General features: G+C 39.8%; 18 protein-coding genes. 10 read left to right on the forward strand and 8 right to left on the reverse strand.

Annotated elements, in window-relative coordinates; genetic code table 11:
* Positions 1 to 273 precede the first annotated feature (273 nt).
* Entirely contained in the window at positions 274 to 3168 is a 2895-nt protein-coding gene (locus QL229_RS10000) for an ATP-binding protein (RefSeq protein ID WP_281546825.1), read from the forward strand.
* Here the strand turns inward: QL229_RS10000 and QL229_RS10005 are convergent.
* From QL229_RS10005 to QL229_RS10030, 6 genes are all read right to left on the reverse strand, one after another.
* The gene (locus QL229_RS10005; protein WP_138556913.1) at positions 3165 to 3998 is read right to left on the reverse strand and encodes a UDP-2,3-diacylglucosamine diphosphatase; all 834 of its coding nucleotides are present in this window, start codon (positions 3996 to 3998) and stop codon (positions 3165 to 3167) included. The two genes, QL229_RS10000 and QL229_RS10005, sit on opposite strands and share 4 nt — an antisense overlap.
* Positions 3999 to 4137: 139 nt before the next feature.
* Positions 4138 to 5862, reverse strand: coding sequence for a proline--tRNA ligase (locus QL229_RS10010; RefSeq protein ID WP_138556914.1), 1725 nt, complete (start codon positions 5860 to 5862; stop codon positions 4138 to 4140).
* A gap of 114 nt (positions 5863 to 5976) precedes the next feature.
* A complete protein-coding gene (tsaA, locus tag QL229_RS10015) occupies positions 5977 to 6681 on the reverse strand; it encodes a tRNA (N6-threonylcarbamoyladenosine(37)-N6)-methyltransferase TrmO (RefSeq protein WP_138556915.1) in 705 nt (234 codons plus the stop codon).
* A gap of 361 nt (positions 6682 to 7042) precedes the next feature.
* Complete coding sequence (locus QL229_RS10020; RefSeq protein WP_138556916.1) at positions 7043 to 7615, reverse strand: outer membrane beta-barrel protein; 573 nt, start codon at positions 7613 to 7615, stop codon at positions 7043 to 7045.
* 230 nt (positions 7616 to 7845) lie between these two features.
* A complete protein-coding gene (locus tag QL229_RS10025) occupies positions 7846 to 8310 on the reverse strand; it encodes an acyl-CoA thioesterase (protein ID WP_054561436.1) in 465 nt (154 codons plus the stop codon).
* A 148-nt stretch (positions 8311 to 8458) separates the two neighbouring features.
* Positions 8459 to 10105 (reverse strand): electron transfer flavoprotein-ubiquinone oxidoreductase, encoded by a 1647-nt coding sequence (locus QL229_RS10030; protein ID WP_138556917.1) that lies wholly within the window; start codon positions 10103 to 10105, stop codon positions 8459 to 8461.
* A gap of 193 nt (positions 10106 to 10298) precedes the next feature.
* Between QL229_RS10030 and QL229_RS10035 the strand changes: the two genes are divergently transcribed.
* The 3 genes from QL229_RS10035 (at position 10299) to QL229_RS10045 (ending at position 12543) form a co-directional block, all read left to right on the forward strand.
* Entirely contained in the window at positions 10299 to 11048 is a 750-nt protein-coding gene (locus tag QL229_RS10035; protein WP_119851781.1) for an electron transfer flavoprotein subunit beta/FixA family protein, read from the forward strand.
* Complete coding sequence (locus tag QL229_RS10040) at positions 11049 to 11975, forward strand: FAD-binding protein (protein WP_281546826.1); 927 nt, start codon at positions 11049 to 11051, stop codon at positions 11973 to 11975.
* A 250-nt stretch (positions 11976 to 12225) separates the two neighbouring features.
* Entirely contained in the window at positions 12226 to 12543 is a 318-nt protein-coding gene (locus QL229_RS10045; RefSeq protein WP_138556921.1) for a DUF2845 domain-containing protein, read from the forward strand.
* 43 nt (positions 12544 to 12586) lie between these two features.
* Here the strand turns inward: QL229_RS10045 and asnS are convergent, their stop codons facing one another.
* A complete protein-coding gene (asnS, locus tag QL229_RS10050) occupies positions 12587 to 13984 on the reverse strand; it encodes an asparagine--tRNA ligase (RefSeq protein ID WP_135924437.1) in 1398 nt (465 codons plus the stop codon).
* 272 nt (positions 13985 to 14256) lie between these two features.
* On the opposite strand from asnS, the gene QL229_RS10055 reads away from it, so the two are divergent.
* Positions 14257 to 14691 (forward strand): ATP-binding protein, encoded by a 435-nt coding sequence (locus QL229_RS10055; RefSeq protein ID WP_135924440.1) that lies wholly within the window; start codon positions 14257 to 14259, stop codon positions 14689 to 14691.
* A gap of 45 nt (positions 14692 to 14736) precedes the next feature.
* Here the strand turns inward: QL229_RS10055 and bioA are convergent, their stop codons facing one another.
* The gene (gene bioA / locus QL229_RS10060; protein ID WP_138556922.1) at positions 14737 to 16029 is read right to left on the reverse strand and encodes an adenosylmethionine--8-amino-7-oxononanoate transaminase; all 1293 of its coding nucleotides are present in this window, start codon (positions 16027 to 16029) and stop codon (positions 14737 to 14739) included.
* 98 nt (positions 16030 to 16127) lie between these two features.
* On the opposite strand from bioA, the gene bioB reads away from it, so the two are divergent.
* The 5 genes from bioB (at position 16128) to htpX (ending at position 20829) form a co-directional block, all read left to right on the forward strand.
* Positions 16128 to 17168 (forward strand): biotin synthase BioB, encoded by a 1041-nt coding sequence (gene bioB, locus QL229_RS10065; RefSeq protein ID WP_281546827.1) that lies wholly within the window; start codon positions 16128 to 16130, stop codon positions 17166 to 17168.
* Between the two features lie 7 nt (positions 17169 to 17175).
* Positions 17176 to 18309, forward strand: a complete 1134-nt coding sequence (locus tag QL229_RS10070; RefSeq protein ID WP_138556924.1) for an 8-amino-7-oxononanoate synthase — start codon at positions 17176 to 17178, stop codon at positions 18307 to 18309.
* Positions 18306 to 19097: a methyltransferase domain-containing protein gene (locus QL229_RS10075; RefSeq protein WP_138556925.1), complete on the forward strand. Its 792-nt coding sequence runs from the start codon at positions 18306 to 18308 to the stop codon at positions 19095 to 19097. Before QL229_RS10070 ends, QL229_RS10075 begins: the two co-directional genes overlap by 4 nt.
* Positions 19098 to 19110: 13 nt before the next feature.
* On the forward strand, positions 19111 to 19794 hold the full coding sequence (bioD, locus tag QL229_RS10080; RefSeq protein ID WP_281546828.1) for a dethiobiotin synthase: 684 nt from the start codon (positions 19111 to 19113) through the stop codon (positions 19792 to 19794).
* A 174-nt stretch (positions 19795 to 19968) separates the two neighbouring features.
* A complete protein-coding gene (gene htpX / locus QL229_RS10085) occupies positions 19969 to 20829 on the forward strand; it encodes a protease HtpX (RefSeq protein WP_138556927.1) in 861 nt (286 codons plus the stop codon).
* Positions 20830 to 20856: the final 27 nt, after the last annotated feature.

Consider the following 20856-nt stretch of genomic DNA (forward strand, 5'->3'; position numbering starts at 1 on the left):
TTTTTTATTGTCTGTGTGAAAGTAAAAGTACGTCTTAGTGGTTTTGTTTTTTATTTGCGATCAATCTTTATTATTATAATTTTGACCTATACTGAAGGAAGACTCGCATAATAGGCAATTGATTAAATGGACTATGTACAGCCGGGACGTATTTTTAGTCGCCATAAAATCCCCATTATTACCTTGTTTGTATTAGTAATCGCGGCAGGCTTAATCACAGTACAATACGAATACTCGCTGCGTGAACAATTATTTGAACGTACTCAAATAAAGATGCAAAGAGAACTGACTGATAAAGAAGCTGCTTTACGCTCTGTTTTTAGAGAAAATATTTCTGCACTCAACTTTCTAGATGCAACCCCACCTATTATGGCCATTATGCGCGCCACTAATGAGCAACAAATAGATCCTGTACTTGGAACACCTATTTCAGCATGGAAAGACAGGTTAGCTAAAATTTTCAGTGGTTTTATGACTACAGATAAGAATATAGCCCAAGCAAGGTATATTTACATTGCAGATAACGGTAAAGAAGTTGTAAGAGTCGATAATATAGATGGTCAAGTTATTCGTGTGGCAGAGGATAAGCTACAACATAAAGGCAATAGAGAATACATGACCATCACCTCACAATTAGCGAATGGCTTAGTATATATTTCGCCAATTAATTACAACCGAGAAAACGGCCAAATTCAGCGACCCTATGTGACTAGTTACAGGGTTTCTAAACTGGTTCAAGATGCCAATGGAAGCCCATTTGCGGTACTGATCATAAACTACTTTGCAGACAATCTTTTACGAAAGCTTACAGCTGATACTGATAAGCAGTTTAATGTGTATTTGCTTAATGCTAACCAGCAATATTTGTATCACCCAGATGAAACATACCGGTTTAGTTTTGAGTTAGGGAGCGATAAATCATGGTCTAAGGATTTTTCTGAAAATCAAAACATAAACACAGTCGATTTTTTTGATGCTTTTTATCTTCATAAGCAACTTTACTTAAAACAAACTGTGGAATTTAAAAACGGTATAAAAATGGCACCATTAACGATTGCGGTGTCAGTTGATACAGATAACTTATTAAAAAAATTAGAGCAAAAGCGAAACAAATTTATCTTTCTAATCTGTTTAGCACTTATATGCGTTATAGCTGTATTTATTATCTATCAGCGCAACATTAACAGAAAGCTAGAATTAAATTTTTTGAAAGAAAAAAACAGCAAGATTATCGAAAGTTCTTCAGATTCAATTTTCATGATTATGCCAAATGGGATCATTTGCTATGCAAATAAAACAGCAAAAACTTTCTTTGGCATTGAGCAAAACAAAACTGAATTTGAGCAGCTATTCAATTTTAACGATGAAGATTTTTTAGGTGTCAAACATGCTATAAAAACAGATAAGCCTTGTTCATTTGAGGCTATTCATATTGATCAAAATAAAACGCATTATTTTTCTATTACTCTCGCGACGATATATGACGCAGCGAATCAACAAACTCAGTTAGCAGCAATTGCTAGGAATATTGATACGCTAAAAAACGCGCAGCATCAGCTTGAAAAGTTAAATGACACTTTAGAAGAAGAAGTTAAAAAACGTACCGCTGAGCTTGAGTCTGCAACCGAGCAAGCTTTGGCAGCCAGTAAAGCTAAAAGTGAATTTGTCGCTAATATCTCCCATGAAATTCGCACCCCTATGAATGGGGTATTGGGGATGCTAGAAATGCTTGAAGAGCAACCCCTAACAAAGCAACAGTTACAGTATTTACATTATGCAAATGCAAGTGCCAACTCGTTGATGACTTTAATAAACGATATTTTAGATTTTTCTAAGATTGAAGCAGGAAAGTTAGATTTAGATTTTCATGAGTTTGATGTTGTAGCGGTATGTAGTGATTTAATCACCTCAATGGCAATGCAGGGGCATAAAAAGGGCCTCGAAGTGTTACTAGATACTTGTGATGTAAAACATCGAACTGTAATAGGTGATAGTCATCGTTTAAAACAGATATTAAATAACTTATTAAGCAATGCGTTTAAATTTACGCACAAAGGTCATGTGCTTTTATCGGTGGCTGAACAACATATTGATGAACACACTGTACAATTGACGTTTGCAGTAATTGATACAGGAATTGGTATATCAGAGCAAAATCAAAGCAAGCTATTTGAAGTATTTACCCAAGAAGATTCAAGCACAACACGGCATTATGGTGGAAGTGGACTTGGATTATCGATCAGTCGGCGCCTCGCGCAGATGATGGGGGGAGATATAGTTGTTAAAAGTCAAAAAGATGCAGGCAGTTGTTTTACAGCGACAATTTCAGTTGAAATTGTGCAGCAAGAAAAGCCATTAAATAAACCAATGGCATTATTGGCCGAAAAAAGAATTGGTTTAGCAGTAAGTTATGAAGTTTTAGCGCAGAATATTGAGAAAAAGCTGCAAAGTATATGTTTTCCGACTTATAAAAGTTTACAAAAAATAATGTCTTTTAGTAGCAATGAACTTACTAGCTTTGACTTAATCATTATTGATCACAAACATGCAGAAATTGATAGCGTTATCAGCTATGCAAAACATAATACTGATAAATATTTAATGGTTTTGGGGATTTTATCCTCCATGTCTAAACGACAACAATTGCCAGATAATATTATCTTCATTGCTAAACCCGTGACTAAAGATGAGTTAGTTTACCGATTAGCATTACTTTATAAAGATTCAGATCATCTTATTGAACGTAAAAAACACGATGAAAAAGAGCGTATAGAGTTAGATTTATCAAACCGGTCAATTTTAATCGTGGATGACAACTTAATTAATATAGAAGTCAGTAAAGCAATATTACGAGATAGCCATATACATATTGAGTCTGCTAGTGATGGACTGGACGCTCTCGATGTGTTGAAAAATAACAAATCAGTATTTGATTTAATTTTAATGGATTGTCAGATGCCCAATCTCAATGGTTATGACTGTACAAAAGCGATCCGTCAGGGAAAAGCAGGACAGCAATACCAAGATGTTGTCATAATAGCCATGACGGCAAGCGCTATGGCAGGCGATAGAGAAAAGTGTTTAAGTGTTGGTATGAACGACTACATTACCAAGCCTATAAAACAAGCCACATTACGTAAAAAATTAGCAATGTGGCTAAAAAACTAGGCTGCATCTTGGCTATTATTAAGTCCGTGATTAGGTGTCAGTTTACTAATGTCTGCAGAGTGAATCACTTTTTGTGTTTCACTCCAGTGTAGTAACTCAATACGACCTGAACTGTTTTCAACTAATGCAGTGCAACTTTCTATCCAGTCGCCATCATTACAATACAAAATACCATCAACTACTTTAACGGCAGGGTGATGAATATGCCCGCAAATGATGCCATCGACAGCTTGTTTTTTTGCTTCATGGATGGCTGCTTTTTCAAATGCATCGATCGCTTCACGCGCTTTATGTACTCTAGCTTTTATCCAAGACGCTAAAGACCAATAATTACCACCAAATAAACGGCGAATACGATTAGTCCAACGATTTAGAAATAATAACAAGTCGTAGCCAGCATCGCCTGCAATACTGATTAATTTGTTGTATCGGGTTGCTGAATCTAAATCATCACCGTGCAAAAGCAAAAACCGTTTGTTAGCCTTAGTGGTGTGTATATATTGTTTGTGTACTTCGATACCGAACAACGACTCATTGGCATAATGGCGAAAGGTTTCGTCATGATTACCGGGTATATAAATAACTCGGGTGCCTTCTTTCGCTTTTTGTTGAATAAGCGCTAACACATCGTAGTGACTTGGATGCCAGAAAAATTGTCGTTTCATTGACCATAAGTCAACAATATCACCAACCAAATACAGTACGTCGCATTCAATGGCATTTAAAAAGTCGAGTAAGTACTGCGCTTGGCAGTCTTTGTAACCTAAGTGAACGTCGGAGATCCAAACGGCAGGATAGTGGGTTTTACTACTGCAAGTGGTGTTATTCATGGCATTTACTCATGGTGTAATAAAGTAAATGCTAGGCAGAATCAATGACAGTAAAAAGACGCTTTAGCGAAACATCTATGACAATTAATAAAACAAAAAAACCGCCGAAGCGGTTTTTTGTTTATCAATAGCTAGCTAATTAGCCTTTAATTAAAGATGCAATTTCTACAACTGCAGTGTCTAAATCTAGCATTAGCTTTTCACCTGTGCGGCGGTTTTTAAGTTCAACCTTGTTTTCGTCTAGGTTACGCTCGCCAATAACGAGTGTGAAAGGTACGCCTAGAAGTTCCATATCGTTGAACATCACACCAGGGCGCTCTTTACGGTCATCAAACAACACGTCTAAACCCGCTTCTTTTAATCCTTTATAAAGGTTTTCAGCGATATCAGGGATACGGTGAGACTTATGCATGTTCATAGGTACAATCGCTAAATCAAACGGTGCGATTGGCTGTGGCCATTTAATACCGTATTGGTCGTTGTTTTGCTCAATAGCCGCAGCTACGATACGTGAAACACCAATACCATAACAACCCATGGTCATAATTTGGTTTTTGCCAGATTCACTCAGTACGCCAGCTTTCATAGCTTCTGAGTACTTAGTACCTAGCTGGAAGATATGACCTACTTCAATACCACGTTTGATTTGCAGTGAGCCTTGACCACATGGGCTTGGATCGCCTTCCACGATGTTACGAATATCAGCAACTTCGTAGTTTTCTACATCACGATCCCAGTTAATACCGCTGTAGTGTTCGCCGTCTTTGTTTGCACCCGCAACAAAGTCAGCAAGTACATTTGCAGAGCGGTCAACAATAATTGGCATCGTTAGGCCTACAGGGCCTAATGAACCCGGCTTTGCACCAATAGCTGCAACGATGTCTTCTTCTTTCGCCATTTCAAGTGGTGAGTCCACAAGTGGGTGTTTTTCAGCTTTTAATTCGTTTAATTCATGGTCGCCACGTAAAACAAGCGCAACTAAACCACGTTGTTCGTTTTCATCTGGCGCACCATATACGATTAATGTCTTCACGCCGCGATGAGGTTTAACACCGTAATGTTCTTTAAGCTCAGCGATGGTTTTTGCATCAGGCGTTGGGAACACTTTTAACTCTTTGCTTGCTGCTGGACGCTCTTCAGTCGGTGCTAATGCTTCTGCTTTTTCGATGTTTGCAGCGTAATCACTTGCATCACTAAAGGCAATTGCATCTTCACCAGATTCTGCAAGTACGTGGAACTCGTGCGATACGCTACCACCAATAGAACCTGTATCAGCGATAACAGGGCGGTAATCAAGACCAAGACGCTCAAAGATGTTGCAGTATGCTTTGTGCATTACTTGATATGTTTTTTCTAAACACTCATCACTTAAGTGGAAAGAGTAAGCATCTTTCATGGTGAATTCACGAGCACGCATTACACCAAAACGAGGGCGAACTTCGTCACGTACTTTGGTTTGTACTTGATATAAAGTAAGTGGTAATTGCTTATAAGAGCTTACTTCTTTACGCACAAAATCAGTGATCACTTCTTCGTGAGTTGGACCAAGAGCAAATGGGCGGTTGTGGCGGTCATTAATACGCAGTAATTCAGGACCAAATTGCTCCCAACGACCAGACTCTTCCCAAAGATCAGCAGGTTGGATAATTGGCATTAACATTTCGATAGCGCCAGCTTTATCCATTTCTTCACGTACAATGTTTTCTACTTTTTTAAGTACGCGTAAACCAGAGGGCAACCATGTATACAAACCCGACGCAACGCGGCGGATCATGCCTGCTCGTAGCATTAATTGATGAGAAACAATTTCTGCATCAGACGGAGTTTCTTTAAGTGTTGCGAGTATATATTGACTGGTACGCATCTCTATTCCAAGTAGTGTTAAAATTATTATCGTTTACTCAAGACGTTTGAGTAGTAACAAGGCGCTCAGTTTACCAGTGGAATCACTGACACTAAAGCGCTATATGTAAAAAAGCTAGCATTTTTCAATGCTGATCACTGTATTGTGGTTATCTTTAACATGCCAACGAATATTAAAGTCATATAAGGTCATGCCGTAGCTTTGCTCTGAATCACGTTGCTTTTTGTATGCCGGACGAGGATCTTGCTTTAATACATTGCTTATAAACGCTTTTAATTCAGGTTGTTCAGTTTGTTTTTCGATAAAGGCTAGGGCTTCATCGCAAAATTCGACACTCATATCGGTTTCTGGTCGGGTATCGGCAAAGCCTGCCGTAGCATCAGTCATCGAATCTGAGTAAGGTAAATAAGGCTTAATATCTAATATTGGTGTGCCATCGAGCAAATCGATACCAGATAGTAATAAGCTTAGTTGACCATTTTTATATTCGATGCCTTCCAGTTTAACAGCACTCATGCCAATTGCGTTTGGGCGAAAGGTTGCGCGTGTTGCAAATACACCTTTACGCTCATTACCGCCAAGACGCGGGGGTCTTACCATTGCTGAGTAGCCTTTATCAGCGGTTTCGTGAAATCTGAATAATAACCAAATATGGCTGAATTCATCGAGGCCGCGAACAAACTCTTCGCGGTTAAAATCGCTGCTGAATACCAGCTTTGCTTTCGCTTCAGGAACCAAACGAGGTTGGCGCGGTATAGCAAATTTTTGTTTGTAAGGAGATTGAATGTGGCCGACGGCAGTTAATTGGTATTCGCTCATTGTGCATTGTCGTTAAGATAATCTGCCGACATTTTATATATATACCCAAACCATCTCAAGCTGCGAGTTTCAGTTGGAATTAAAAGCGATTTAGGCAAGGCATTGATTGCAAGTAATAGTGGTTCTATTGTTAAAATCAATAACGCAGTATAAATCGCTTTTAAACCAACCCATTGGGCGCTTCACAGGCACTTACTCTCATCGTTGTTACTTCTTAAAAGGGACTGCCATTCTTGCAAAGTAACGCCTTGATATTAAGCACCTGTGAAACGCTGAATTCTGCATCTTGAGGCGGTTTGGGTATAATCGCAAAAAAAGGCAGTCGAGACTGCCTTTTAATAATTAGACCAATAGGTTTAAATTAGAACATGTATTGGAATGATACTGAGGCAACATCCATATCTGGGTCGATATCATCTTCTAATTCATAGCGCTCATATTCTAAACGTACTTGCATATTCGTAGTGAAAGCATACTCAATACCTGCACCATAAAATACATCACCACCATCAGTGTCGGCACTAATACTGCCAAGTTCACCTAAGTCTTGCTCAATTTCAGCATCCCATTCTAGCCAGCCACCTTTGGCATAGACAGAAAAACTTTCTGTAATCGGCGCTGCTAACCGTGCAGCCAGTGAAACACCGTCAATTTCAGCTTTAGAATCGATATCGCTTACTTCATCAAAGTTTTGGTATGCCAGTTCAAGGCTTAGGTATTTATTAAATTGCGTACCAATATATCCTTTTAGCATTTGTGAATCATCATCGAAGTCAGTGTCATTTTCGCTGTCTTCAAACTCAAAAGAATATTGACCGTAGCCGATACCGGTATAAATACGCGGAGAATCCATTTCGGTAATATCTGCATGTGCAGCATTGTTAAAACCTAGTAGTGCTAAAGAAAGTGCAGACATTGAAATTGCTTTAATCATTTAATAGCTCCTTTAAAAAATAAAAAACGAATGTTTCGCGTCATTCACTAGGAGTATTGCAATGGCAATGCCAACGCAAAAACAAAGCCTAAAGTATTGTTTTTAGGCTTTATTAAGCGATTTTATGACCAGGTTGTTGAAACTGTAAACAGGCGTTCAGTTTGGCAGTCGTAACAATTTCAGGGTGCTCTGTAGAAGTTACTAGGTGCAGTTTTTAAATCAGTGTTGTTTTACGCTTTTTGCAAAAGAGTTTCTGTTTCTATTGCGATCTCTTTCATTTTTATCGCATAGTTTTCAATTTTCTTTTCTTCGTCAGTCACAGCGGTATAAGAAGGTACTTCGATTGGGTAACCTGCTTCATCCATCGCAATAAAACTAATAACACAATGATTGGTTTCAACTAGGTTTTGTGTTTTTGGGTCACCGCAGCGGACTTGAATAAAGATTTGCATGCTGGTTTTACCAGTGTGAGCAATACTGGCTTTCACTTCGACAATTTGGCCAACCAAAATAGGGCGCTGAAACTTTACACCCGCTACTGAAACAGTAACGCAGTAATGACCACTCCAACCTGCAGCACAGGCGTATCCTGCTTGGTCAATCCACTTCATTACCACACCACCATGAACCTTACCGCCAAAATTTACATCGGTAGGTTCAGCTAAAAAACGAAAGGTTACACTTGAAGACGGCATATTTTACTCACTTTTAATCACGACTAATATCAGTTCACCTTTAACGTCTTAATCTGTAAAGGTAAACAGACCTTAAGCATAGCCTAAAAAAGGGGCCGAAGCCCCTGCAATTTAGGATGAATTTTAATTAAATGAGTAACGTTAGTTATTACATATTTGGGTAGTTTGGTCCGCCAGCTCCCTCAGGTGTTACCCAAGTAATGTTTTGACTTGGGTCTTTTATGTCACAGGTTTTACAGTGCACACAGTTTTGTGAATTAATCACAAACTGTTTTTCACCTTCGACTTCTTGTATTTCGTATACGCCAGCAGGGCAGTAGCGTTGCGCTGGTTCATCAAATTGCACCAAATTCACTGTAATTGGAATCGAGTTATCTTTTAGCTTTAAATGGCATGGTTGCGATTCTTCATGATTGGTATTTGATAAAAACACCGATGAAAGTTTATCGAAGCTTAGTTTGCCATCTGCTTTTGGGTAGTCGATTTTTTCGGCCTGATCAGCAGTAACTAAGGTGGCATGATCTGGCATGTTATCTTCAAAGTTAAACGGTAAGCTGCCACCAAATAGGTTTTGGTCTAGTGTGTTATAAGCACCCCCTAAGAACTTACCCAATTTGTGCATAACAGGGCCAAAGTTACGCGATTGATAGAGCTCTTTATACGCCCAGCTTTGTTCAAAGGCCGTTTTATATTCTGCTAAATCGGTATTTTCTTTTCCGTCGCTAAGGGCTGCTACAATCACATCAGCAGCGACCATGCCTGATTTCATTGCGGTATGGTTACCTTTGATCTTGGCAAAGTTTAATGTGCCGGCATCACAACCAACAAGTAAACCACCCGGGAAGTGCATTTTTGGTAATGAGCGCAGGCCACCTTTGGCAATGGCTCTTGCCCCATAGGCTATACGCTCACCGCCTTCTAATACATCTTTAAAGACAGGGTGATGCTTCATACGTTGGAATTCATCAAACGGGCTTAAATGTGGGTTTGAGTAGTTAAGGTCAACAATTAAGCCTACGACCACTTGGTTGTTGTCGCTGTGATACATAAACGCACCACCACTGGTATCGCCGGTTAATGGCCAACCTGTGCCATGTACAACGGTGCCTTCTTTATGTTTACTCGGGTCGATTTGCCATATTTCTTTGAATCCTAAACCATAATGCTGTGGAGACGCATCTTTATCAAGGGCAAAGTGTTTGATTAACTCTTTACCTAAATGACCTCGGCAGCCTTCAGCAAATACGGTGTATTTTGCTCTAAGCTCCATACCCGGCATATAACCGTCTTTTTCGTTGCCGTCTTTATCAAGACCCATATCGCCAGTGATAATGCCTTTTACTGTCTCATCTTCAATGATTAAAGAATGCGCACTAAAGCCTGGGAATATTTCGACCCCTAAGTTTTCAGCTTGTTCAGCTAAAAAGCGACATACATTACCCATAGAAACAATGTAATTGCCCTCGTTATGGAATGTTTTAGGGCTCGCAAAGTGGGGGATGCTGGTGGCTTTTTCACTGTTATTAAACCAGTAAATATCATCTTGCGTTACTTTTGTAGTAACCGGAGCGCCTAATGACTGCCAATCGGGTAGTAATTCATCGAGTGCTTTGGTTTCAAAAACGGCACCAGATAAAATGTGCGCGCCCACCTCAGAGCCTTTTTCTACCACACAGATCATTAATTCTTGTTGTTTTTCTTGTGCTTGTTGAGCCAATCTAATCGCAGTTGATAAACCTGCTGGGCCTGCGCCTACGATGACTACATCAAATTCCATGGTTTCGCGTTCGACCATATAAACCTCTTCTCGGTGACGGACCTGCTGTAAAGAACCTTATTTCATACTTGCAAATGAAACGTTACAGGCTGTGAATACTTTAAGGTTATTTTAGGTTGACGTTTACGTCAACAGGAAGTAGTCTGAATTCATAAAATAAATAAGTTGACGCGAAGGTCAACTTTGAGAACACACAATTGATGGAGTCACGATGAAAGTCCTCGTTCCAATTAAAAGAGTAATTGACTACAACGTCAAAGCACGCGTTAAAGCCGATAAAACGGATGTTGATCTAGCTAATGTAAAAATGGCGATGAACCCGTTTTGTGAAATTGCAATTGAAGAAGCTATTCGTTTAAAAGAAGCAGGGACGGCCACTGAGGTTGTTGCTGTGACTATTGGTAATAAATCATCTCAAGAGCAATTACGTACGGCCTTAGCACTCGGTGCCGATAAAGCCATTCATATTGAAACAGAAGAAAAGCTCGAGTCTTTACATGTTGCTAAATTACTGAGCAAGATTGTAGAGCAAGAATCACCTGAGCTAGTTATTTTAGGTAAGCAATCGATTGACTCTGACAACAATCAAACCGGTCAAATGCTTGCTGCTTTAACAGGTCGTGGCCAAGGTACCTTTGCATCTAAAGTAGATGTACAAGCGGGTACAGTTAATGTTACGCGTGAAGTGGACGGTGGTTTACAAACAGTCGCTCTTAAACTACCTGCTATCGTAACGACAGATTTACGTTTAAATGAACCACGTTACGCTTCATTGCCAAATATTATGAAGGCAAAACGTAAACCACTTGATGTAATTGCTGCTGATAGCTTAGGTGTAGACCTTACGCCTCGCGTGCAGCTGGTTGAAGTAAACGAGCCAGAAAAACGCAGTGGTGGCATTATCGTTGAAGATGTTGCGACATTGGTAGAAAAGTTAAAAACAGAAGCGAAGGTGATCTAAATGAAAACATTAGTGATAGCCGAACACGACAAAGGTGTTCTAAAGCCTGAAACCAATAAAACGATTACTGCTGCTGTTAAACTAGGCTTTGATGTAGATTTACTCATTGCAGGCGAAAACTTATCTGCAATGAGTGAGCAAGCAGCATCTATTGCAGGTGTTAGCAGCGTCCTGATTGCTGATGATGCCGCTTACGCACATCAGCTTGCTGAAAACCTAGCGGATCTGGTTTTATCTTTAGCAGATAACTATTCACACATTGTCGCGAGCGCTACAACAACGGGTAAAAACTTTATGCCACGTGTTGCAGCACTTTTAGATGTTGCGCAAATCTCTGAAATCATCGATGTGATTGATGCTGATACATTTAAACGTCCTATTTATGCAGGTAATGCGATTTCCACAGTTAAATCTCTGGATAGCAAAAAAGTAATCACTGTTCGTGCTAGTAGCTTTGATATTGCATCAGAGCAAGCACCGGTAGCTGTAACAAGCGTTACAGGTAAAGGCTCTGTTGGTTTGAGTGAGTTTGTATCAGAAGAACAAACTGAATCAGAACGCCCAGAGCTGACTGCTGCACCTGTGGTTATTTCTGGTGGTCGTGGTATGCAAAATGGTGAAAACTTTGCGTTATTGAATGGTATTGCTGACAAACTAGGCGCAGCAATTGGTGCTTCACGCGCTGCTGTTGATGCGGGTTTTGTGCCAAACGATATGCAGGTTGGTCAAACCGGTAAAATTGTTGCCCCAGACTTATATATTGCTGTAGGTATCAGTGGTGCGATTCAACACTTAGCGGGTATGAAAGACTCTAAAGTGATTGTTGCCATCAACAAAGACCCTGATGCGCCAATTTTCCAAGTCGCTGACTATGGTTTAGTTGCTGATTTATTTGATGTGTTACCTGAGCTTGAAAGCGCTCTGTAATTCATAACGATTCTGGTTGTTAAAAGCTGTTCACCTTTTAGGTGCGCAGCTTTTTTTATGGTAATTTATAAACACGAGCTGGAAAGGACGTTATACATAAACCGTTTTTCAATAAACCGATAGTTTAGAAGTTTTCATGCTTGCTTCATCTAATCTTTCGGATATTGGCTAAAGGGATTTTACATTCTAAAATTAAACTATAACTTCATAATCCAGAATCACATTTCAATGTTATTTTAAGGCAAGAACCATGTTCAAAAACCTTTTATTTTTATGTTTTTTATTCTGTCCTTTACTAGCCTTTGCTGGCAGCAGTTTTAGGTTATCTGATGGAGATCTTGTACTTAAAGACATGAGCAAAATTGAAGTTTTAGATAAATTAGGCACTCCCTTACTCAAAGACGTGCAAAGTTTAGGTATTGATACAGGCGGTAATATAAAGCCAGGTCAAAAGGTAGAAACTTGGTCTTATAAGCTTAAAGGCTCAATTGGCGGTGAGTATTTAGTATCTATCACCTTTGAAGGAGATAGAGTTGTCGATATTACATCTGTACAAAAGAAAAACTAAAAAGCCGCTCGAGAGCGGCTTTTTATTTGCTAGGCGATACTGATTAGTATGTCGCGCTGCCTTTAGTACGAGGGAAGGCGATAACGTCACGAACGTTGCCCATACCTGTTACATAAGCAACTAAACGCTCAAAACCTAGACCAAAACCAGAGTGAGGTACAGTACCGTATTTACGTAGGTCACGGTACCAGCTGTAGTCTTCTTTGTTTAAGCCCATTTCTTCTAAGCGCTTATCTAATACATCTAGTCGTTCTTCACGTTGAGAACCACCGATGATTTCACCAATACCTGGTGCAACTACGTCCATCGCTGCCACTGTTTTACCGTCTTCGTTTTGACGCATGTAGAACGCTTTGATATCACGTGGGTAGTTTTTGATAACTACTGGCGCGTTAAAGTGTTCTTCAGCAAGGTAACGTTCGTGCTCAGATTGTAAATCCACACCCCATTCAACAGGGAACTCAAACTTTTTACCACATGCTTTTAAAATTTCGATAGCATCAGTGTAATCAACTTGTGCGAAATCTTTAGTCACGAATTCTTCTAAACGAGAGATAGCAGTTTTCTCAACACGTTGTGCAAAGAATTCCATATCATCACGACGCTCAGTTAATACTGCTTTGAAAACATATTTAAGCATGTTTTCAGCAAGTTTCGCGATGTCTTCTAAATCTGCGAATGCAACTTCAGGTTCAACCATCCAAAACTCAGCTAAGTGACGAGATGTGTTTGAATTTTCAGCACGGAAAGTAGGGCCAAAAGTATAGATTTTTGACATTGCTGATGCGTATGTCTCACCATTCAACTGACCAGATACAGTTAAGAATGCTTCTTTACCGAAGAAATCTTCACTGTAGTCAATCTCACCTTTATCTGTACGCGGTAAGTTTTCCATATCTAAAGTTGATACACGGAACATCTCACCAGCGCCTTCACAGTCACTTGCAGTGATGATAGGTGTGCTGATCCAGTAGAAACCTTGCTCGTGGTAAAAACGGTGAATCGCTTGAGCTAAACAGTTACGTACACGTGTTACCGCGCCCATGATGTTAGTACGAGGGCGAAGGTGTGCGTGTTCACGTAAATACTCAATGCTGTGACGTTTAGCCGACATAGGGTAGGTGTCTGGATTCTCAACCCAACCTAATACTTCAACAGAGTTAGCTTGAATTTCAAAAGACTGACCTTGACCCGCTGAAGGCACAAGAATACCCGTGACAGATACTGAACAACCAGCAGTTAAACGTGTTACTTCATCATAATTATTGAGTGAATTAGGTACTACCGCTTGAATAGGATCAAAACACGAACCGTCATGAACGGCTAAAAATGAAATTCCTGCTTTTGAATCGCGGCGTGTACGGATCCAGCCTTTTACTGTTACTTGGCTGTCAACCGCAACCTTGCCTTCTAATAGCTCTGAAATCGCTAAATGGCTCATCTTCACTCCAATGATATAAGTTGCCTAATATAATAATGCTGTGCATTGCACTTGAATCGACTATCTTACCTTCGTAAATCAAATAAAAAAACTATTCAGACATACTCTTTACTAGTTTTTCTTCAATTGAACAAAATAACAGCGTTTTTTTGCGTAAAATTCGTGATAATTTAATTTCTCACTGCGCTAATTGGTTATTTTGTGGCATTATTAACAATTCTCAACAGGATAACTGTCCTTTATTTTTTATTTTTTATTGTATTACAGGTGCTATGAAACAAGTTTTTATTCTTCGCGGCTTACCCGGCTCGGGTAAATCATATTATGCGCAAAGCCTAGCTGATGAGTTAGTTGCTGGTAACGAAAGTGAGTATGTCGTTTGCGCAACAGATGATTATTTTTATAACAGCGAAGGTGTGTATCAATTTGATAAATACAAGCTTCCTGAGTATCACAACTTAAACCTTGCGCGGTTTATTAATGCTTTAGCAGAAGAAATCCCATTGGTAATTGTTGATAACACTAATATTAAAAAGTGGGAGTTTATCGCCTACGCGCAAGCAGCTACAGCCCTTGGTTATCAAGTAAAAGAAGTGATTGTTGGTGAAATTAAAGATAAATCATTGCAGCATCTTTATGCTAAACGATGTGAACACAATGTTCCTTTACGAACCATAAGTAAAATGGCGTATATGTTTGAATGGTAAAGTATGAATAAGAAAGGAAGCATTGGCTTCCTTTTTTAATGCTTATCAATACGCCTGTTGATCAATAGCTGCGAATATAGCATCACATAACTTCGTTAGGCATTGCAGATCACTTATATAAGGTGGCATTAGGTAAATAAGTTTACCGAATGGACGGATCCACACACCTTGCTCTATAAAAAAGCGTTGAATTTTTGCTACATCAACATTACGTTTTAGCTCTACAACACCAATTGCACCTAGGGTGCGGACGTCTGCTACGTCATCAAGTTGTTTGCATTTAGCAAGCTGCTCGGTGAGTACATGGTTAATATGTGCTATTTGTTCTTGCCAAGGTTGTTCGAGCAGTAAATCAATACTGGCGCAGGCAGTTGCGCATGCTAATGGATTACCCATAAAAGTAGGGCCATGCATAAGCACTCCGGCTTCACCTTCACTAATACCAATAGCAACTTTGCTGGTGGTTAAGGTTGCAGAAAGTGTCATCATGCCACCCGTTAATGCTTTACCAATACACAAAATGTCTGGTTCTATGTCGGCGTGCTCAACAGCAAACAAGGTACCTGTGCGGCCAAAGCCTGTGGCGATTTCATCACAAATAAGTAAAACATCATACTTATCGCAAAGTATGCGTAGATGTTTTAAGTAATCGTGATGGTAAAAATTCATACCCCCAGCATTTTGCACAATGGGTTCAATTATAAATGCCGCAACGTGTTGGTGGTGAGCTGCAAAGTAGTTTTCTAGGTTTTCAGCCTCTGTAGAACTAAACTCACCGTTAAACTTAGCACTTGGAGCAGGAACAAAAACATGCTCAGGTAAAAAACCAGAGTACATACTGTGCATTGAATTTACAGGGTCGCAGACACTCATGGCAGCAAAGGTGTCACCATGATAGCCCTTAAGCGGCGTCATTAGTTTTTGTTTACCAGTATGTCCTTTACTCAGCCAGTATTGAAGAGCCATTTTTATTGCTACTTCAACACTGACAGAACCGCTGTCGGCTAAGAACACTTTTTCAAGTGAGGGTGGCGTCATACTAACGAGCTTTTTACACAGTTCAACAGCGGGCTGATGTGTTAGGCCACCGAACATAACATGGCTCATTTTGTTAAGTTGTGTGGCTATTGCTTCATTTAAAACCGGATGGCAATAACCATGAATAGCACTCCACCAAGATGCCATTCCGTCAATTAATACTTCACCCGTTTCTAAAAAAATGCGGTTAGCACGAGCATGACTTACCGGATAAACAGGTAAAGGATTAGTCATTGATGTATAAGGGTGCCAAATATGTTCGCGGTCAAAATTTAGATCTATAGATTGTTTTTTGTTCATATGTAAACTTTAATAGCCTCCTATTCGTTGACAATGTTACGTCAACTCGTAGACTTAGCCAATCATACTGTCCCATTAATTTAAAAAAAGAGACTATTATGGAGCACGCTGTTGTCCGTCACGATTGGACCCACCAAGAAGTAAAAGCATTATTCGAAATGCCGTTCAATGATTTATTATTCAAAGCGGCCAGTGTTCATCGTGAAAACTTCAACCCAAATGAAGTACAAATTTCTACTTTATTATCGATTAAAACGGGTGCTTGCCCAGAAGACTGTAAATATTGTCCTCAGTCTGGTCATTATAAAACGGATTTAGAGCGTGAACGCCTAATGGAAGTTGAAAAAGTGGTAGAGCAAGCACGTGCAGCTAAAGAAAAGGGTGCAACGCGCTTTTGTATGGGGGCCGCTTGGTCTGATCCAAAAGATCGTGACATGCCATATATCGAGAAAATGGTAAAAGAAGTCAAAGAGTTAGGGCTTGAAACCTGTATGACTCTTGGCATGCTTGATAACGAAAAAGCTCATGCCTTAAAAGACGCGGGTCTTGATTACTACAACCATAACCTTGATACATCACCAGAATATTACCAACAGATTATTACTACACGTACTTACCAAGACCGATTAAACACCATAGATAACGTGCGTGATGCTGGCATGAAAGTGTGTTCTGGCGGTATTGTTGGTATGGGCGAGCAGGCAGCTGACCGTTTTGGTTTATTAATGCAATTAGCTAATTTGCCGCAGCAGCCAGAGAGTGTGCCAATTAATATGTTGGTTAAGGTAAAAGGCACGCCACTTGAAGATGTTGAAGACTTAGATCATTTTGAGTTTATTCGTACCATTGCTGTTGCACGTATCATGATGCCAAAAAGCTATGTCCGTTTATCTGCTGGTCGCACGGCGATGAATGAACAAATGCAATCACTGTGTTTATTTGCTGGTGCTAATTCAATTTTCTACGGTGATAAATTACTGACTACAGAAAACCCTGAAGCAGATGCTGACATGATGCTGATTAAAAAATTAGGCATGAACCCAGAAAGGCGTGAAGATTATTCTGATGAAGCAGTAGAGGCTTCACTTTCATCAAAAGTTGCTGATAAAGCAACATCAGAACTATTTTACGAAGCGTAATATTTAAATGGCTTTTGATTTTATTGCCGAGCATCTTCTTAAGCGAGAAGCTGATGCATTACTGAGAAATCGTCAGCTTGTTGAGCAAGCAAGTGGGCGCTTTATTCAGGTTGCAGGTAAAAAGTATTTAAATTTTGCCAGTAATGACTACCTTGGCTTTGCTGATGATTTTATTGAAATACAAGCGCAGCAGCTAGGTAGCCACAGTTCAGCGCTAGTGAATGGTTATAATAAACCACAGCAACAGCTTGAACAGCGTTTATGCGAGTTATTAGGCTATGAAAGCGCCATGTTATTTAATAGCGGATTTAGTGCTAATAGCAGTGTATTAAAAGCGTTGGTTCAAGATAAAAGCGTGGCGCAATCATCGGCAATCTTCCAAGATAAGCTTAATCATGCCAGCTTAATTGATGGCGGCCTTCATTCTTGTGCTGCCATGGTGCGGTTTAATCATAACGACCTTAAGCATTTAGAATCTCGATTACAAAAATCAAAGGCAAAGCATAAGCTCATAGTAAGCGAGGGGGTATTTTCGATGGATGGCGATCAAGCCCCCATTGAAGCACTCTGTAAACTCGCTAAACAATACAATGCCTGGCTGATGATTGACGACGCCCATGGCTTTGGCGTATTGGGTGAGCAAGGTTTAGGGAGTTGTGAGTCAATCAAGCCTGATTTACTGATCATCACTTTTGGAAAGGCACTGGCAAGTAGTGGTGCTTGCCTGCTTGCATCAAAGCAAATGATTGATTACATGCTGCAGTTTAATCGTGAATACATTTATTCAACAGCAATGTCTCCTCTGATGGCTAGTTGTACTCTTGAACGGCTCGAAAAGTTATTAAAAGCGGATAATAGACGCGCTCAGCTTACAGATAATATTGCCTACTTTAGAGCGCTTGCTAAAGAGCATAACTTAGCATTAATGGAATCTAAAACAGCTATACAACCTCTGGTATTAGGCGATGCAGAACACACGCTTGCTGTTGCTAATAAGCTTAAAGAAAAAGGCATATGGTTAACCGCTATTCGACCGCCCACGGTACCTTTTAATACCGCACGGCTTCGGATCACCATAAGTAGCGCACATCTTCCAGATGATATAAAACAGCTGGTTGATTCGCTAGTGGAGTGTTTATGAGTGTTCAACTGCAAGTACCTTTAAGCTTTCAAGACAGTAATAAGCTAACAACACAAACTAAGTTCTCAAAAGCGGCTGCAAATTACGCGAGCCATGCTAATGTTCAAAAACAAGCGGCTGCGCACTTATTTAAAATGATGGCAAATAAACATCAGCAGGGTACTTGCCTTGATTTAGGGGCTGGGCCATTAGTTAATACGGCAATGCTTAAAACACATTTTGATACTGTATTGGCAATGGACTTAAGTCACTCCATGCTAAGCACTGATCAAAACTCAAGTTGTTTAAAAGTGTGTGCTGATATGGATAACCTACCATTACAGCAAAACTCCCTTGATTGTGTGTTTAGTAATTTTGCAATGCAATGGTCTGCTGATATCGAAGCATTGCTCAACAACCTTTTTTGTGCATTAAAACTAGGCGGAAAGCTTTATTTAAGCTGTGTAGTAGATGGATCGCTCAAAGAGATCAAACAGGCTTTTGCTTGTTTAGATGAGCAAAACCATATTAATCAGTTTCATAGTGCTAGTCACATTATTGAATATGCACAAATGGCCGGATTTAAACTCAATTTTGCAGCCGACAGATGTTATATAGATGCCTATAAATCGCCCTTAGAAGCACTGCGCTCGATAAAAGCGATTGGTGCTACCTCATTGCAAACTAAGCAAAAGCGCCATGGGTTATTAACAAGGCAGGCACTTAATAGTGTTTGTAAGGCATACCCTCTGGTTGATGGGCATGCTAGAGTGAGCTATCAAGTTGTCCTTTTAGAACTAGAAAAATAGAATTAACTCAAAAATGAAAGAATTTTTTATTACAGGTACAGACACCGATGCCGGAAAAACCCATGTCACCAGTTTATTACTAAACTTACTAGCGCAACATAAACAGCGTGCGGTTGGTTTTAAACCTATTGCAGCAGGTGCAGAAGAAGCATTTGGTCAACTAGTGAATGATGATGCATTAACCTTAATGGAAAGCTCATCAATTGGGGTTAAATATAACATAGTTAATCCCTTTACCTATGAGCCACCCATTGCACCACATATTGCTGCAGCCCAAGTAGGGGACAGGCTGACATTTGATAAGCTTGATGCTGCTTATGCGAACTTAAAAGAACTCAATACCGATTATATTCTTACAGAAGGTGCAGGTGGTTGGTGTTTACCTATCAACGAAACCGATTTACTCTGCGATTGGGTTAAATCACAAAACCTTGATGTTGTTCTAGTAGTAGGCATGAAGCTTGGTTGCCTTAATCACGCACTATTGACAGCTTCTCACTTTAAAGCGCTCGGTGTAAATTGTGTGGGTTGGATAGCAAATCATGTAGACCCAAACATGCGTGAACAAGAGGCCAATTTAGAAACACTAAAATCAGCATTACCTTTCCCGCTTTTAGCGATTAGTCCGTATACAGACGGCACCCCTAAATTAAAAATTTACAAAACCTTACTTGAAATTTTATCTATCAACCCATAATAATTGAGTTGTTACTTTTGACATACTCTGTCACAATTGGTTGCAATTAGTTCCTTGCAACCAATTGCATTAGCCCTAAACTAAGTTGGTAGTACGCCCAGATAATTTTATTAACTAACGATTTTTAACCATGTCGTTAGTTAATACAATTGGTATGTTTATTCTGAGGTTTTTATGAAGCGTGTATTTTTGTTTCTACTGACTAACTTAGCGGTAATGCTAGTGTTAGGTATTGTGTTGTCTATTGTGATGAGCGTACTGGGTATTAGCCATCGCAGTTTAGGCGGCATTTTAGTTATTTCAACCGTATTTGGTTTTGGTGGCTCGTTTATTTCGTTATTTATGTCGAAATGGATGGCAAAAAAATCAACCGGTGCACATGTTATTGAACAGCCTCGTTCTGAAACAGAGCAATGGTTAGTTTCTACGGTAGCAGCGCAAGCGAAAAAAGCAGGTATCGCGATGCCAGAAGTGGCTATTTACGATAGCCCTGAAATGAACGCATTTGCAACCGGCCCAAGTAAGAACAACTCGCTGGTGGCTGTGAGCACAGGTTTATTACACAACATGAACCAAGATCAAGCCGAGGCGGTATTGGCTCATGAGGTGTCACACATTGCAAATGGTGACATGGTAACGCTTACCCTTATTCAGGGTGTAGTGAATACATTTGTTATCTTTATGGCGAAAGTATTGGCAGGTATTGTTGATAACTTCCTTAATAGTGATGAAGAAGAGGGCGGTAGTAGCTGGACATACTTCTTGTTCGATATGATTTTCCAAATGCTATTTGGTGTTCTAGCAAGTATGATAGTTGCTTACTATAGCCGTAAACGCGAGTTCTCTGCGGATGCTGGTGCGGCTAAGCTAGTAGGTGCAGATAAAATGCGAAGCGCCCTTGAGCGTTTAAAACAAAACCACCCATCACAACTAGAAGGTTCAATGATGGCGTTTGGTATTGCAAGCGGTAAAGGTGTTGCCGAGTTATTCTCATCACACCCACCACTTGATGAGCGTATTAACGCATTACGTTAATTTTAAACACGAAAAAGCCAGCTGATG

The organism is Pseudoalteromonas sp. PAR1 (genome assembly GCF_947311895.1).
Taxonomy (GTDB): Bacteria; Pseudomonadota; Gammaproteobacteria; order Enterobacterales; family Alteromonadaceae; genus Pseudoalteromonas; species Pseudoalteromonas lipolytica_C.

Bases quoted from the DNA above. Each gene is read 5' to 3' on its own strand.
- QL229_RS10000 (WP_281546825.1), top strand. From the start codon at position 274: ATGCAAAGAGAACTGACTGATAAAGAAGCTGCTTTACGCTCTGTTTTT.
- QL229_RS10005 (WP_138556913.1), bottom strand. From the start codon at position 3,998: ATGAATAACACCACTTGCAGTAGTAAAACCCACTATCCTGCCGTTTGG.
- QL229_RS10010 (WP_138556914.1), bottom strand. From the start codon at position 5,862: ATGCGTACCAGTCAATATATACTCGCAACACTTAAAGAAACTCCGTCT.
- tsaA (WP_138556915.1), bottom strand. From the start codon at position 6,681: ATGAGCGAATACCAATTAACTGCCGTCGGCCACATTCAATCTCCTTAC.
- QL229_RS10020 (WP_138556916.1), bottom strand. From the start codon at position 7,615: ATGATTAAAGCAATTTCAATGTCTGCACTTTCTTTAGCACTACTAGGT.
- QL229_RS10025 (WP_054561436.1), bottom strand. From the start codon at position 8,310: ATGCCGTCTTCAAGTGTAACCTTTCGTTTTTTAGCTGAACCTACCGAT.
- QL229_RS10030 (WP_138556917.1), bottom strand. From the start codon at position 10,105: ATGGTCGAACGCGAAACCATGGAATTTGATGTAGTCATCGTAGGCGCA.
- QL229_RS10035 (WP_119851781.1), top strand. From the start codon at position 10,299: ATGAAAGTCCTCGTTCCAATTAAAAGAGTAATTGACTACAACGTCAAA.
- QL229_RS10040 (WP_281546826.1), top strand. From the start codon at position 11,049: ATGAAAACATTAGTGATAGCCGAACACGACAAAGGTGTTCTAAAGCCT.
- QL229_RS10045 (WP_138556921.1), top strand. From the start codon at position 12,226: ATGTTCAAAAACCTTTTATTTTTATGTTTTTTATTCTGTCCTTTACTA.
- asnS (WP_135924437.1), bottom strand. From the start codon at position 13,984: ATGAGCCATTTAGCGATTTCAGAGCTATTAGAAGGCAAGGTTGCGGTT.
- QL229_RS10055 (WP_135924440.1), top strand. From the start codon at position 14,257: ATGAAACAAGTTTTTATTCTTCGCGGCTTACCCGGCTCGGGTAAATCA.
- bioA (WP_138556922.1), bottom strand. From the start codon at position 16,029: ATGAACAAAAAACAATCTATAGATCTAAATTTTGACCGCGAACATATT.
- bioB (WP_281546827.1), top strand. From the start codon at position 16,128: ATGGAGCACGCTGTTGTCCGTCACGATTGGACCCACCAAGAAGTAAAA.
- QL229_RS10070 (WP_138556924.1), top strand. From the start codon at position 17,176: ATGGCTTTTGATTTTATTGCCGAGCATCTTCTTAAGCGAGAAGCTGAT.
- QL229_RS10075 (WP_138556925.1), top strand. From the start codon at position 18,306: ATGAGTGTTCAACTGCAAGTACCTTTAAGCTTTCAAGACAGTAATAAG.
- bioD (WP_281546828.1), top strand. From the start codon at position 19,111: ATGAAAGAATTTTTTATTACAGGTACAGACACCGATGCCGGAAAAACC.
- htpX (WP_138556927.1), top strand. From the start codon at position 19,969: ATGAAGCGTGTATTTTTGTTTCTACTGACTAACTTAGCGGTAATGCTA.